Source organism: Pseudoalteromonas sp. Z1A6 (genome assembly GCF_011378745.1).
Taxonomy (GTDB): domain Bacteria; phylum Pseudomonadota; class Gammaproteobacteria; order Enterobacterales; family Alteromonadaceae; genus Pseudoalteromonas; species Pseudoalteromonas arctica.
In genome coordinates this window covers 1-14360 of record NZ_WTKW01000004.1, presented here as the reverse complement: position 1 = coordinate 14360, position 14360 = coordinate 1, and the positions used below count along the sequence as shown (strand labels likewise).

Annotated in this window: 18 protein-coding genes; 10 read left to right on the top strand and 8 right to left on the bottom strand. The window is 40.3% G+C overall.

What is annotated here, in order from left to right:
- Positions 1–34: 34 nt before the first annotated feature.
- From GQR46_RS00540 to cyaY, 6 genes are read right to left on the bottom strand one after another with little or no spacing between them, the layout of a single operon-like run.
- Positions 35–1144 (bottom strand): heme biosynthesis HemY N-terminal domain-containing protein, encoded by a 1110-nt coding sequence (locus GQR46_RS00540; protein ID WP_007580562.1) that lies wholly within the window; start codon positions 1142–1144, stop codon positions 35–37.
- Complete coding sequence (locus tag GQR46_RS00535) at positions 1141–2988, bottom strand: uroporphyrinogen-III synthase (protein WP_165739335.1); 1848 nt, start codon at positions 2986–2988, stop codon at positions 1141–1143. The genes GQR46_RS00540 and GQR46_RS00535 overlap by 4 nt, the downstream gene beginning before the upstream one ends.
- Complete coding sequence (gene hemC / locus GQR46_RS00530; protein WP_165739333.1) at positions 2989–3927, bottom strand: hydroxymethylbilane synthase; 939 nt, start codon at positions 3925–3927, stop codon at positions 2989–2991. It lies immediately after the preceding gene.
- A gap of 35 nt (positions 3928–3962) precedes the next feature.
- Positions 3963–4940 carry a DUF2914 domain-containing protein gene (locus GQR46_RS00525; RefSeq protein WP_165729327.1) on the bottom strand — a complete coding sequence of 326 codons (978 nt, stop codon included), beginning with the start codon at positions 4938–4940 and terminating at the stop codon, positions 3963–3965.
- Between the two features lie 22 nt (positions 4941–4962).
- The gene (locus GQR46_RS00520; RefSeq protein WP_165739330.1) at positions 4963–5619 is read right to left on the bottom strand and encodes a dienelactone hydrolase family protein; all 657 of its coding nucleotides are present in this window, start codon (positions 5617–5619) and stop codon (positions 4963–4965) included.
- Entirely contained in the window at positions 5616–5939 is a 324-nt protein-coding gene (gene cyaY, locus GQR46_RS00515) for an iron donor protein CyaY (RefSeq protein WP_165739327.1), read from the bottom strand. Before cyaY ends, GQR46_RS00520 begins: the two co-directional genes overlap by 4 nt.
- Positions 5940–6096: 157 nt before the next feature.
- On the opposite strand from cyaY, the gene GQR46_RS00510 reads away from it, so the two are divergent.
- The 8 genes from GQR46_RS00510 (at position 6097) to GQR46_RS00475 (ending at position 12376) form a co-directional block, all read left to right on the top strand.
- The gene (locus tag GQR46_RS00510; RefSeq protein ID WP_165739326.1) at positions 6097–6291 is read left to right on the top strand and encodes a lipoprotein; all 195 of its coding nucleotides are present in this window, start codon (positions 6097–6099) and stop codon (positions 6289–6291) included.
- Positions 6292–7545, top strand: a complete 1254-nt coding sequence (lysA, locus tag GQR46_RS00505) for a diaminopimelate decarboxylase (RefSeq protein ID WP_165739325.1) — start codon at positions 6292–6294, stop codon at positions 7543–7545.
- A 64-nt stretch (positions 7546–7609) separates the two neighbouring features.
- Positions 7610–8440 carry a diaminopimelate epimerase gene (gene dapF, locus GQR46_RS00500; protein ID WP_024589649.1) on the top strand — a complete coding sequence of 277 codons (831 nt, stop codon included), beginning with the start codon at positions 7610–7612 and terminating at the stop codon, positions 8438–8440.
- Positions 8437–9048 carry a DUF484 family protein gene (locus GQR46_RS00495; protein ID WP_165739323.1) on the top strand — a complete coding sequence of 204 codons (612 nt, stop codon included), beginning with the start codon at positions 8437–8439 and terminating at the stop codon, positions 9046–9048. The genes dapF and GQR46_RS00495 overlap by 4 nt, the downstream gene beginning before the upstream one ends.
- The gene (locus tag GQR46_RS00490; protein ID WP_007580545.1) at positions 9045–9989 is read left to right on the top strand and encodes a tyrosine recombinase XerC; all 945 of its coding nucleotides are present in this window, start codon (positions 9045–9047) and stop codon (positions 9987–9989) included. Before GQR46_RS00495 ends, GQR46_RS00490 begins: the two co-directional genes overlap by 4 nt.
- Before the next feature lie 10 nt (positions 9990–9999).
- A complete protein-coding gene (locus GQR46_RS00485) occupies positions 10000–10707 on the top strand; it encodes an HAD-IA family hydrolase (RefSeq protein ID WP_165726236.1) in 708 nt (235 codons plus the stop codon).
- Positions 10708–10894: 187 nt separating this feature from the next.
- The gene (locus GQR46_RS00480) at positions 10895–11998 is read left to right on the top strand and encodes a retroviral-like aspartic protease family protein (RefSeq protein ID WP_165739321.1); all 1104 of its coding nucleotides are present in this window, start codon (positions 10895–10897) and stop codon (positions 11996–11998) included.
- 21 nt (positions 11999–12019) lie between these two features.
- A complete protein-coding gene (locus tag GQR46_RS00475; protein ID WP_039486892.1) occupies positions 12020–12376 on the top strand; it encodes a HopJ type III effector protein in 357 nt (118 codons plus the stop codon).
- A gap of 10 nt (positions 12377–12386) precedes the next feature.
- On the opposite strand, the gene GQR46_RS00470 is transcribed toward GQR46_RS00475, so the two are convergent.
- Together GQR46_RS00470 and GQR46_RS00465 are read right to left on the bottom strand one after the other, a co-directional pair.
- Positions 12387–12794, bottom strand: a complete 408-nt coding sequence (locus tag GQR46_RS00470; protein WP_165729333.1) for a GNAT family N-acetyltransferase — start codon at positions 12792–12794, stop codon at positions 12387–12389.
- 41 nt (positions 12795–12835) lie between these two features.
- Positions 12836–13141 carry a DUF6482 family protein gene (locus GQR46_RS00465; protein ID WP_024609954.1) on the bottom strand — a complete coding sequence of 102 codons (306 nt, stop codon included), beginning with the start codon at positions 13139–13141 and terminating at the stop codon, positions 12836–12838.
- A 109-nt stretch (positions 13142–13250) separates the two neighbouring features.
- On the opposite strand from GQR46_RS00465, the gene GQR46_RS00460 reads away from it, so the two are divergent.
- Positions 13251–13943: a pseudouridine synthase gene (locus tag GQR46_RS00460; RefSeq protein WP_024589641.1), complete on the top strand. Its 693-nt coding sequence runs from the start codon at positions 13251–13253 to the stop codon at positions 13941–13943.
- 101 nt (positions 13944–14044) lie between these two features.
- Positions 14045–14360 (top strand): BlaI/MecI/CopY family transcriptional regulator (locus GQR46_RS00455; protein WP_165739319.1); only part of this gene is annotated, 316 nt, incomplete at its 3' end.

The window sequence follows — 14360 nt, the reverse complement described above, 5'->3', positions numbered from 1 at the left end:
TACAAAAAATGCTAAGTAGTTATAGTGTAGTCATTTATTGATATAAAACGAGCGCCTTTTCTGCTTGTGCACTATTTTTATAACTTAAAACAGCTTGTTCAGAGAACTGTTTTTTATTGTCACTATTCAGTGCTTTATCAAAAATTCTAGCTGCTAAGTCATAATCACCTTTAGCATTAGCAAGGCAAGCCAGCGCAAGTAATAGTGAATTATTTGAATCATCCTTTTTAAGGCGTTCTTGTATGTTTATTTGCAACTTAGGCGCGTCGGCTGCTGTTGCTTTACTTAATATATTGGCAAGCTCTAAGTGTTGCTCATTATGCTTAACCATTTTAATTAAGTCACTTTCGATAACAGCCAATTGACCTGCTTGCGCCATTTGCATTAAATATGCGGTGTGGGCATGAGCTTGCAGCTTTTTCGGTAGCTGTTTATATTTTTCACTCAGTTTGTCTGCATCTAACGCATTAAAGTAGGCACTAAATAACTGCGTCCACTGTGCATCAGTAAGTGCTTTTTTGCGTAATAAACGCGGCAAAAAATCTTCCAGCGCACTAAAGTGTTGTTGCTGTACTAATACTTCTGCATAAAGTTTTAACTCAAGTGCGGTGGCTTTTTTAGCTTCTGCGCTAATACGCATTTGTGATTCAATCGCGCTACTGTCGCCACTTGCCAACCATAGCTTTGCTACTTTTAATTGATGCTCTGGGCTTATTTCAAATAAACGCTCAAGTGCTTTATCTGTTTGATTATTAGCAAGCGCTGCTTTTGCAAGTAATGCTAAGCGAATATCTTCAAACTTATCTGGTACGCTATTACCCGATAGAGCCTGCTCTACATGCTCATAATCATCATTAATAGCACTCCACAGAGCCTGCTCAATAGCTACTTGTTTGCGCTCTTGGCTACGTGCAAAAAAGCCATGTTTAGTATTATGATAAATCGATAATAAGTAGCGGATTAGCTTATATGTTAAATATAAAACAACAGCGGTAATGACTGCCATTATACAAAACGATACTATCGTGCCTTCTATCGTCGTATTGTTAAATGAAATAAGTACATAACCTTTTTCATCTAGCACAAATGGAGTAACCGCTAGTACAACAACAATAGCTACAATTAAAATAATTAGCCCTATCATTGCGCCCACTCCTTAACCTTTTGTGTACTATTTAAGGTTATTTTTGGATTAAAATTAAGCTGCTCTTTTTCGAGTTTAGACAACGCTTTAAGTACCGTTTTGGTTGCATCATCGTCTTGCTTAAAGTACTCACCAACTAAACGTTTTGCTTCACTTAAGGCGCTAAAGAAAATACTCGCCTGCTTACTCATAAGTGCATCTTGTGCCTGAGTTATATTAAGCTTGATTCGTTGATTAATTAAATGGCGCTCTTGATCTGTAAGTAATGGCTCAATGGAAACACCTTCGTGCTGGCGAATAGTAATAAAGCTATCCACAATTTTATTCCAGCTATTACTCAGGTTTTGCTGCCAATCACTCACGTCATCACTTAAAGCATTTTCATCTATTGCAGCCGCTTCTTCTGGCAAGTTAACCGCATTAAAAACTAAATTATCAACGCTATTAAGTGCACTGTTTAGCTGTAAATAAATAGCCTCTGTTGCTATAGGTTTAAGGCTATCAAGTGTTTGTATGTCTTGCATAATAGCTTGGCGAACTTCAACTGTTCCTGGGTGTTCGCTAAGTAATGCATCTAAGCGCTTTAAAACAGCACTAGTGCCTTGGTAATCTTTTTCAGCCCATAGTTTAAATTCAGCCATACGCTGTAAGCTGGTTACTTCTTGTGGGTTTAAAGACGAGCCTTGTTGCTGCGCTTTTTGCAGGGCTGCTTTTAGTTCTTGCTGATTTTGAGCTGCACTTTCACTTAGGGTTGCGGCTACTTTTTTCTCACTATTAAACAGCGCTTGCTGCAAATTAGATTGCGCCGATTTAAGTGCTTGCAGCTCTTGAACGAGTAACTTATTTTGCTCGCTTAACTCATTAACGGCTAGGTTTTGCGCCTTACCAGCATTTAATTTTTGATAAAACTCGTATCCAACACCAGAGGCCACAATTAACGAAATAAGAAGCGCAAGTGCTGCAACCTTACTTACCTTTTGTTTGTTTTTTTCTGTCGTATTTTTTGTAGCTGCTGGCTCTTGCTTAGCTGATTTAGCTGAGGCCGGGTTAGCTATTGTTGATGTGGCTTTTTCTGCCGTAACTGACTTTGACTGTTCGCTCATGTTGCTACCTTGCTGATTAATACAGGTAAACATAGCGTCATCGCTAGCTCCTGCTGCAATATGTATATTAGCCAAACTTACTTGTTGTTGCTGTAAATATGCGGCAATGCGCTCGCTGGCAACATAAAATTGGCACTGTTGTAACCATTGTAGTTGTGGTGCAGCAAGGGGAGTAAAAATGGCATCGACTGCTGCATTACTTGTTATGACTATACCGTGTACATTATTGCTTTTCCAGTGGTCAGTCCAGTTACCACCTAATTCACTTATCGGTTCACGTTTGTACACTACGCAATTATTTAAAAAAGCACCGCGCTCTTTAAGCACTTTTGCTATATCTGGGCGACCGCCTTGTCCTTTAACCAAAACTATATTACTACCATCAACCTGAGCAAGTGATTTTAGAGCCAGTAACCCCTCTGAATCATATTGCTTAGATTTAGGCAATGCAGCACGCACACCAAATTGTTCATATATTGTGTCGGCTGTTTGTTGGCCTACCGCATAAAACTGCGCTTTTGTATTTATATCTGGTTTTAGTTGCGCAAGCGCACTGACTGCATCTTGCGATATAAATATTATTTTGTCCGCATTTAACAGCGGACTCAGCTCGGTGCTAGAGGGTGTTAAATGCGTTATTTTTAATACCGGAAACAAAGACGCCTGATAACCCGCTTGCTCTAATTGCTGTGCAAGGGCTGCGCCTTTTCCTTCGGGCCGAGTTATCAGAATATGTGTCATTTATGCGTCTCTATAAACTTCAGCTAATATTTTGTCTGCGCCTTGAGCTAGTAATTTTTTAGCAAGCTCAATGCCTAGTTTTTCTGCATCATTTACATGACCAGTTACTTCGTCGCGTAAAATTTCGCTGCCATCAACAGCACCCACTAAACCACGCAAATGTACCTGCTCGCCATCAACTAATGCATAAGCACCAATAGGCACTTGGCAACCACCTTCTAAATGGCGATTCATCGCACGCTCTGCATTTACGCGAATACGTGTTTGAGTATGCTCAAGTGGTGCAAGTAATGCTTTTGTTACTTCATCATCAATACGGCACTCAATACCTACAGCGCCTTGACCATTTGCCGGTAATGATACTTCTGGCTCAATATAGTCGGCAATACGCGACTCCATTTCTAAACGAATAAGCCCTGCTGCAGCCAAAATAATAGCATCGTATTGGCCATCATCTAACTTACCTAAACGCGTATTTACATTACCGCGTAAATCACGAATATCTAAATCAGGACGAAGTGCTTTAATTTGGCACTGACGGCGCAAACTCGAAGTGCCCACAATAGCGCCCTGTGGTAGAGCGTTTAAATTAGCAAAATTGTTTGATACAAACGCATCTCGCGGATCCTCACGCTCACAAATAGTATACAGCTCTAATCCGTCAGGGAACTCTACTGGTACGTCTTTCATAGAATGTACGGCAATATCAGCTCGGCCATCTAACATGGCTTGCTCAAGCTCTTTAACAAATAAACCCTTACCGCCAATTTTGGCCAAAGGCGTATCTAAAATTATATCCCCTTGCGTCGACATTGGGACTAATTCTACGCGTACATCTGCATGAAAACGCTCAAGTTCAGCTTTTACAAATTCGGCCTGCCAAAGTGCTAAAGCACTTTTACGAGTTGCGATGCGTACTAATTTTGTTTTTTCTGTCATAAGGGTATCCAATTAATTACTGCGTTTAGCTAGTTTTAGTCAGCTAAAATTCTAAATTCTTTTTGGGCAATTAAATTACCTTGCTCATCTACAACATCAACACGCCAGTGGCCTGTTTGTGTGTCCATAATATTTTTTGTTGAGTAGGTTCTGTAGCGAGGCGAAGTAACATTGAGTGTAATTTCAGCCATAGTTTCATCTTCAAACGTCCAAACATGTTTAACTTGCTGCCCTTGAAGGTTTTTAATCTCGCTAAAAAACGATAACCCTTCATCAAACTGACTTAACCTAATATCTGCCGCAAACACATTAGTAGGCTCACGCTTACTTACTTTACGAGTAAGTACCGCACGGCTAATTTTATCTGTGTCTATTTGCGCGCCTAATGCCACACTTGCCACTTGTGCTGTAGGCGAAAAACCTTCAGTACCACTCAATGCACCATCATCGCTTTTTTGATCTAAAAGTAAGTCACTCTGATCAGCATACTCAGCTATATTTTCAGCTTCTTCGGTTTCTTCCTGCGCATCATTATCAAGGTTTGAGTTTAACTCTGTATTAATACTCTCACTTTGATCAATCACAATATCGTTGCTAGCTAATAAAACTGTATCATTATTTACTGGATTCACTTTATCAGGTGCATTATTTGATATGCTTTGCTCAACTTCATTCTGCGCAGCTAATAACGGTTCAATGCTCGTTTGCGTTATCTCTGCGGACTCGTTAGGAATGTTGTTTATTGATGATTCAGGCTCAACATCCGTTACTTCAACGTTTGTCTGGTTTTGAGCGTTACTGCTAAAGCTTAAAAATTGCTCCTGCTCATTTGGATGCTCACCTTGCTCTGCACTGGCTGAGGTTGTTAAGCCATATACAACTGCTGCAGAGGTCATTAATACCAACATAGCAATACTCACAATACGACGCCAATTCCACTCGTAGCTTACCGTTGGTACACTCTCTTGTAGTTCGCGTTTAACATTTGCTTTAATAACTATTTTTTGACTCATATTGACCTCAGCGGTTCCAAAATTAGCTTAAACGAGCAATTAACCATTGGCGAATAGCTTGCAATTCTTCTGCGCAAACTTGATGAGCCATTGGGTATTCTTGCCAGCTTACATCCATGTTATGTGCTGTTAATACTTCAAACGCACTTCTTCCCGCGCTATGCGGTACTACGTTATCTTGACTACCATGCGCCATAAATACATTTAAATCGGTATGTTTTGCTTCATCAGCAAATTTTTGCGGCACACACATATAAGTAGAAAGCGCCATAACACCCCCAAGTTTTTGCTCAAAGCGCGGCGCTAAATGTAGCGACACCACACCACCTTGAGAAAAACCAGCTAAAATAATTTTATTAGCGGGTATGCCATTAGCAATTTCTTTGTTGATTAGCTCTTCTACTTTAGCAGCCGAATCTCTTACGCCTTGTTCATCGGCACGCTTATCTAATTCTATAGATTTAATATCGTACCAAGAGCGCATTTCCATACCACCATTTATGGTGACCGGTTGCATTGGTGCATGCGGAAAAACAAACCGTATACCCAGTTCACTTGGTAAATTAAGCTGCGGAGCCACTGGTGCAAAACCATCCCCAGAATCGCCTAAGCCATGTAACCAAATAACCGTTGCTTTATGCTCGCTTTGAGCTGGGTATTCTACAAACTCTAAACTCATAGTGTTGATTTCCACTTAACTTCTTGACCTGCTTGGCGAGTTGATGCTTCATTTATAAACGCCCAAAATTCTGCACCCGAACGGTTATCAATCCATAACCCATCACGCATTTCAAAATGATGACCGTTAAACTTAGTCGCAACCCATACTTGATGAAGAGGCGCTTGTTTATTGATTACTATTTTACTTTTATCAGGAAAAATAATTTCTAAAATACCTTGTGCCGATTCGTAATCTAAATCAGCTTCGCAATCATCAACTTGCTCTTCAATAGTGAACATAAGAGCTTCGGCTAATTGGTGATATTCGTGTTCAGTCATTGTTATTTCCTTTGCAGGCGAGCCGCCTAATATTGGGTACGTTTTAGCTTTAAAAGTGTACTGTTAGTGTAACAGGAATAAAATCATCCGCGAATAGCTGCATTTTTTAGATATTCTGTTACTCTGCGATTATAAAGCCAGCAACCATATTAATCTAATGAAAGCGACGCATACCTTACAATTAAAAAAACTATTAGTAAGCACTGTACTGTTAAGCGCCTTAGCTGGCTGTGGGCAGAGCGGTCCGCTATATTTACCAGAACAACAAACAGAGCAAAACCAACCTCAAAATACAGCTAAGCCAGCCACTACCGCTGAGCAAGCAAAAACACAGCAAAGTCAGGAGCAATAAATGGATTATTTTAACTACAAAAACAACCAATTATTTGCCGAAGACGTAAGTGTGGCAAGCATAGCGCAGCAATACGGCACACCTTGTTATGTATACTCGCGTGCTACGTTTGAGCGCCATTACCTAGCGTTTGCTAACGCCACTAAAAATCATAAAAGCTTGGTGTGTTACGCCGTTAAAGCAAACTCAAATATAGCCGTACTTAATATATTAGCGCGCTTAGGATCGGGTTTCGATATTGTATCTAAAGGCGAACTTGCACGTGTAATTAAAGCAGGAGGCGATGCCTCTAAAGTGGTTTTTTCGGGCGTGGCTAAAACGTCTGACGAAATAGCGTACGCATTAAAGTTAGGTATTAAATGCTTTAACGTTGAATCAGCCTCTGAGCTTGAGCGAATTTCAGAAGTTGCTTGTGAGCTTAATTTAGAAGCGCCTATTTCTATTCGTGTAAACCCCGATATAGATGCAAAAACACACCCGTATATTTCTACCGGCTTAAAAGAAAATAAATTTGGTATTGATATTCAAACGGCGGTGAGTGTTTATCAACAAGCAGCGGCTTTACCTGGTTTAAAAATAATTGGTGTTGATTGCCATATTGGCTCTCAATTAACTGAAGTAAGACCCTTTTTAGAAGCCCTTGATAAACTCATGGCGCTTATTGATGAGCTAAAAACCAACGGTATTGAGCTAACTCACTTAGATATTGGTGGCGGTTTAGGCGTGCCATATAACAACGAGCAACCACCGCACCCAAGTGAATATGCAGCGCAAGTTACCGAGCGCTTAGCTAACTATAAACACCTTGAACTAATTTTTGAGCCAGGGCGCGCTATTGCAGCTAACGCAGGTATTTTAGTTACTCAAGTTGAATTTATTAAACAAAACCAAGACAAATTTTTTGCCATTGTAGATGCAGGTATGAACGACATGCTTCGCCCTGCGCTTTATCAAGCGTGGCAAAAAATCATTCCGGTATCAGTTCGCGACGACGAAACACCTACTCACAACTTTGATATTGTGGGTCCGGTGTGCGAAACCGGCGACTTTTTAGGAAAAGATCGTGAACTAGCGCTTAAACAAGGCGACTTACTCGCACAGCGAAGTGCTGGTGCATATGGCTTTACCATGAGTTCAAACTACAACTCGCGCCCGCGTGTTGCAGAAATAATGGTAGATGGTGAGCATCATCACCTTATTCGTGAACGCGAAACTATTGAAAGCCTTTATCAAGGTGAGAAAATTTTACCATAAACGTTTTTGTTACGACGCTGCTCTGTGGCATGATTAGCACAGAGCAAAACCGAATTAGAGCGCTATGTTAGTTAATTTTTCCAAAATGCACGGCTTAGGCAACGACTTTGTTGTAATTGATAACATTACACAAAATGTTTTTTTGTCGCGAGATCAAATCAAAAAACTGGCAGATCGCCATTTTGGCATTGGCTTTGACCAATTGCTGATGGTTGAAGCGCCATATTCTCCTGATCTCGACTTTCATTATCGAATTTTTAATGCCGATGGTACCGAAGTAGAACAATGCGGTAACGGCGCACGCTGTTTTGCCCGCTTTGTACGCATGAAAGGCCTTACTAACAAGCACAAAATTACTGTGTCGACCAAGTCGGGCAACTTAACGCTCTACATAGAAAAAGACGGTCAAGTGACGGTTAACATGGGTCATCCTAACTTTGAACCCAGTAAAATCCCTTTAAAAGCAAGCAAGCGCGAGCTTACTTATATTATTAGAACCGAGGAACACACTGTATTTAGTGGCGCGGTATCTATGGGTAACCCGCATTGCGTACTAGAAGTTGACGACGTAACCACCGCGCAAGTTGATATATTGGGGCCATTGCTTGAAAACCACGAACGCTTTCCGCAAAAAGCGAATATTGGTTTTATGCAGGTTGTATCGCAAGAACACATTAAATTAAGGGTATGGGAGCGAGGCGTTAACGAAACCCTAGCCTGTGGCACAGGCGCATGTGCAGCAATGGTTATTGGTCATATGCAAAATAAGTTATCAACAACCGTTCAAGTAGATTTACCAGGCGGTAGCTTGCAAGTACGTTGGAGTGGCGAAGGTCACCCTGTACGCATGACAGGCCCCGCAGAGCACGTATTCGACGGACAAGTAGCGCTATGAGCGAGCTAAGTAAAGAACAGGTTATTGATTACTTGCAGCAACATCCTGATTTTTTGGTTCAACACCCGGAGCTACTCGCACAACTTGAGCTGCACCAACAAGCTCAAGGTGCAACGTCGCTGGTACATATTCAGCAACGCCAATTACGCGAGCACAACACGCTTTTAAAAAGCCAAATAGACGCGATGAGCAAGCATGCAACGCAAAACGAGCTTGTATATCGTTTGTTTAGCCAGTGCCATCGCCAGCTTTGGAATCATGACGACTTTGATACGCTAGCAAATAACCTGCGCAATATAATTTGCTCAAGTGAAGATGTTAACGACTGCAAATTAGTAAAATATAATCCCGAATACGACGAACTTATTGCACATCGCCTTACCCATTCTGGGCATTATTTAGGGCGTATTAATCAGCAAGAACGCGAACAATTATTTAGTGAAGATACACAATCTGCTGCTATTTATTTAATTGGCGACACTACACACCCTATCGCTATTTTGGCCTTTGGTAGTAATAACGTAAACCACTTTGAGCCCGCTCAAGATAACCTTTTTGTACTCGACTTTATAAACGCATTACACCTGCGGTTACAAAAACTTGCATGAGTGACGACGCACCTAATATTACTCAATTAAGCGATAACTGGCGCACACCCATAACGCTATTTAGCGATTATTTAAAGTTCGAAAAACAATATTCAGCACACACCGTAAACCAATATGTAAGCCAACTTGGTTTTGCAGCCCTCTATTTTAGTAAATTATGTGACGACTGGTTTGGCGTGCAAGGCGAGCATATTCGCCGCTACAGCATGGCACTGCGATCAAAACAATTAAGTGGCCGTACAATTAGCTTAAAGCTCAGTTGTATTCGCAGCTTATATAAGTTTTTAAAAGCAAAAAATATTGCCGAGCAATCGCATTACCATAATCCGGCGGTGGGTATAAAAGGTCCTAAGTTTGCAAAGCCCCTACCTAAAAATCTCGACGTAGATCAAATGGCGCGCTTACTCGAAATACCCGACGACGAGCCTCTCGCAATTAGAGATAAGGCAATGATGGAGTTAATGTATTCATCAGGGCTGCGTATAAGCGAATTAGTTGGCGCTAACATGCAAGATATTAGCGCTGCTAATGGCGAAATTTTAGTGCGTGGTAAAGGCAATAAAGAGCGATTAATTCCGGTGGGTAAAAAAGCGTTAGACGCATTAAAAAAATGGCTCACAATACGCCCTCAATTTACAAAGCCCGATGAAATAGCAGTATTTTTAAGTAGCCAAAAAAATCGTATTTCGATTCGCCAAGTGCGCCTACGCATGCAAGAGTGGGGAATAAAACAAGGCATTAGCTCGCAGGTTCACCCGCATAAGCTGCGCCACTCGTTTGCGTCACATATTTTAGAATCATCTGGTGATTTACGCGCCGTGCAAGAATTACTAGGGCACAGCAGTTTGTCGGCTACACAAGTGTATACGCATTTAGATTTTCAACATTTAGCCAAGGTGTACGACAACACTCACCCTCGCGCAAAAAAACGAACTGATTAGGAAAATAAATATGATCCGATTTAATCGTGCTATTAAGCCATTTTCTGTCATGAGCTTTGATTTAGACGACACGCTATACAGCAATCACCCTATTATAAAAGCAGCCGTTAAAGCCCAACAAAATTATTTAAACGCGCTACCGGGCTATCAAGAGCAAGGTCCAAAGTACTGGCAACTATGTCGCGAACTTGCCGTAATACAAAACCCAGATCTCGCAGATGATGTAACTAAATGGCGCAAACACACCCTACGTTTAGCGCTTTCTAAACTTGGGTTTACCGCAGATGATGTAGAGCGCCATGCAAATGCCGCCTATAACGCCTTTGCCGATGCGCGCAGCAACATAGTCGTAAGCGATGACGTACTAAACTTACTAGATAATCTAGCCAAACACTTTACGCTTGTTGCGATTACTAACGGTAACGTTGAAATTGAACGCTTTAACTTACACGATAAATTTGAACTCGTACTGCAAGCAGGTATGCACGGTAAAGCAAAACCCCACAGCACTTTATTTGATAAAGCAGCCACACATTTAAACGTTGCTAAAAGCGATATTTTACATATTGGCGATAGCCTAGATACCGACGTACAAGGCGCAAATAATGCCGGCTGCCAATCGGTATGGTTAAACGATCAAGGCGCTAATTATGCCTATAAAGGGCTGGCTGATATTGAAATAGCCAACATCCATGCTTTAACGCACTTTATTAAATAATACCAATTGCATTAAATAAGTGTTCTATTATAGCGCTAAGAAAATAGCACAATAACAAGGCGAAAATTGTGACATATAGTTGTTCTATATAAATAATTTTTAACGCAGTTAGTGAGTTATTTAATGCGATAAAATGATCATGTTTTAATAAAATTGGTATAAACTCGTTTAAAAATAAGAGGTCACAATGAGCCACTATACCAAGCTAATCACCTTGCTATTAATTGGCTCGCTTAGCCTTAACGCTTATTTATTATGGCCGCAGCCTGCGTTAACTACACCACAAAAAACGCAAAGTGCCCAGCAAAGCATATCGCCTAAACAACAAAATACGTTACTAAATACGGCAAAGCAGCAATTTGAACAACACCAATTTGAAGCCGCACTTAATAGCTATCAACAGTTAAAAAACAGCAATCCAGAGAGTGCAAAAAACCTTTATTCATCGTGGCTGATACAGCTTAAAACATGGCTAAATAGCAATTTATTACTCAGCGAATCGCTTCTCAATGCGCTATTAAATAACAGCCCTTACAACGTAGAAATACTTAATTTACAGGTTGAGTATTTAATAAATAGCGAGCAAACACAAAACGCCATTATTGCTTTATTTGAGCTGAATTCATTACTACCTGCTGATCAGCAAAACAACGTAAATACACGTTTAAATACGCTCACTAAAAACGAATTACACACATTAACTGAGCAACAAAATTGGCAAGCTATTATTGAGCAAACACAAATTTGGCTTGATTATAAAAGCGATAACGCGCAGTTTTTATATCCGCTTGCGTACGCCTACTTTCAGCAAGGCGATTTAATTAGTGCACAAGCAACGCTTGATCGAATGCCAAACCAGCACAATCTAAAAAGCCAAGTGCAAACACTGCAAGCTATGATCAATAAAGCACAATCGCAAGACGACTTTGTTGCTTTAACGCCTTACGGCGCGCATTACTTAATAAACACCGAAATAAATAACAATCTATCGACCGAACTAATGATTGATACAGGCGCAAGCATCACCTCACTACCTACAAGTATAATTGAGCAAATTTCGCCACAACCTTTGTATTTAGGCGATGTAACGGTAAACACAGCTAACGGTCAAATTGTTGTAAAACGTTATCAAATTGAATCGTTTAAAGTGGGCTCGCAAATTATTTATGGTTTTGAAGTGTTGAGCATTGAAAACACACGCGGACAAGGTTTGCTAGGGATGAACTTTTTATCGCGATTTAAATTCAATATAAATCAGCAAACAGATGAGCTAGAGTTGAGCGCTAAATAATTAAAAATCCAAAGGTAACACATGACACTAAATAACTATTTAAAAGCACTTGCTGAAAACCCAAAAAGCATTCAATTTACCGATACAATGGCTGTTATTGAAGCAAATTACGACTTTACTGCATGTGGCTTTAATAACCATGGATTACTTAGCGCTGCGAGTGAGAACAACGGCTCATGTAAAATTTTTGCGTTTGCTAAATTAAACGATTTAAGTAAACAAAATACGTTGGATTGCTTTGGTAAGTTTTACCGAGAAGACGTGCTGCAAAACCCTAAAGGTGATGATCACATGAACATTCGCACCTTTATGTTAGCGCCAGAGACAACGCCATTCTTAGGTATTACCTTTGAAGGCGAGCCACTAAAAGCAAAATAGTCAGCAAAAATTAAAGCGGCTTTTCCATAAAATAGCGCGTACCAGAGCGCGGATAATTATTAAGTTGATACTTAACACTATAACCGCGCTTTTCATAAAAGGGTTTTGCTTGAAAATCTAGCGTATCAAGCTGAGCGGTCGTTGCACCTAGTTCAATAGCTGATTGTTCAAGTGCCGTTAGCAACTTATCTGCAAGCCCTTGACCTCGCGCTACATCGCTACACCAAAGCCAACTAATCATCAGCCAATTTCCAAATACACACCCACTAATACCGGCAACAAGCTCGCCTTGCTCATCTGTAAATTTATAGCCTAATGGCACTCTTTGCGCATCAAAATGCTGGGCATTAAATTCAACCATTTTTGTGCGAAGCGCTGAGTTTAACGCGTCGGTATTATCTGCTTTTAATTGATACATGTTCCGCCCTTAAAGGAGCAGATACTAGCAAACTAGTTCTATCAATACAGGTTGTTTTTACCGTAAGGTACTTCGAGCATATTACTGCCGGTTTTTTCGGGCTGTCCGCACATTTCGTCGTAAGCGCTTGTTTGGCGCAGTACCATTCCCGCATAGGCTATTTTATCAAAACGCTTTTGAACATGCAGTGGGCTTAGCGCTCTTAAAAACTCACCGCTGTCTTCTGTTACATAGTATTCAACGTTATTAATCATTACTGATACTTGATAAAGCGCCATATCTAACGAGTGAACAATGACTTTTTGTAGCGGCTCGTGCTTTTTTAACTGTGAAAATTTAATACCCATCTTGGCTACCTTTTTATATTTAACCTGAGTTCTGGTTATTTAACATTATCGATACGCAGCTTTGCTATAATCACGATCAAATTTTTATTAGCCGCTGGCGTCACACGTTATGAGCACAAAAATCCGACTCGCTAAATATATTGCCCATGCAGGTATTTGTTCTCGTAAACAGGCATCGCGTTTAATTGATGAAGGTGTTGTGACTGTAAATAATCGCCCAGCGAATCATATAGATCACGTTGATGAGCAAGACATTGTAATAGTGAATGAAAAAGAAATTAAAGGTGCTGCCGATTTAGTTTATTTTGCGTACCACAAACCAGTAGGTATTGACTGCAAATTAAATATTGATGACCCAGCCAGCCTTATTCACCATTTGCCCACACTCACCCGCGTTTACCCTATTGGTCGATTAGATAAAGACTCTCGCGGTTTGCTTATTTTGACCAACGATGGGGATTTTTGTAATCAACTAATACATCCTGACTTCCACCAGCCTAAACATTATTTAGTCACCGTAAATAAGCCTTTAGACGATGCTTTTTGTAAAAAAATGGCAGCAGGCGTACCCGTTGATAAACACATAACCCTGCCTTGTGAAGTAAATAAAATAGCCAGCAATCAGTTTAGTATTGTTTTAAAACAAGGGCTAAACAGACAAATACGTAAAATGGCGCATTACTGCGGATATAAAGTAATTGATTTATTTAGAGTGCAATTTAGTGACCTCACCCTTTCAAAACTAAACCTACCTGAAAACCAATATATACAAATTAATAAAAACGATATTTCAAAAATCTAATACCAAGTCACTTAATTACATCTCAAAAAGTTAAAAATAAACTTGCAATTACAGATTACAGGCGTAGTCTTTAATTAAAGATTACATTTGTAGGCAATAGCATGATTGAGTTATCAAAAGCAGAGTTTGACGTGCTCGACGCACTTTGGATTAACTACCCCGCCACCGCGAGCCAAATAATTGAGCGCTTAAGCGACGATAAGCAATGGCACGAAAAAACCATTAAAACCCTACTAGGTCGACTAGTAAAAAAAGGCGCACTTACATTTGAAAAAGAAGGTCGTCAGTATATTTATATGCCGTGTATGGAGCGCGCCGACTACACCTTAAAAGAAAGCCAAAACTTTATTGAGCGCTTTTTTAGTGGACGTATTGCGCCACTTGTAAGCGGTTTTGCTAAATCGGAGCAGCTTTCTC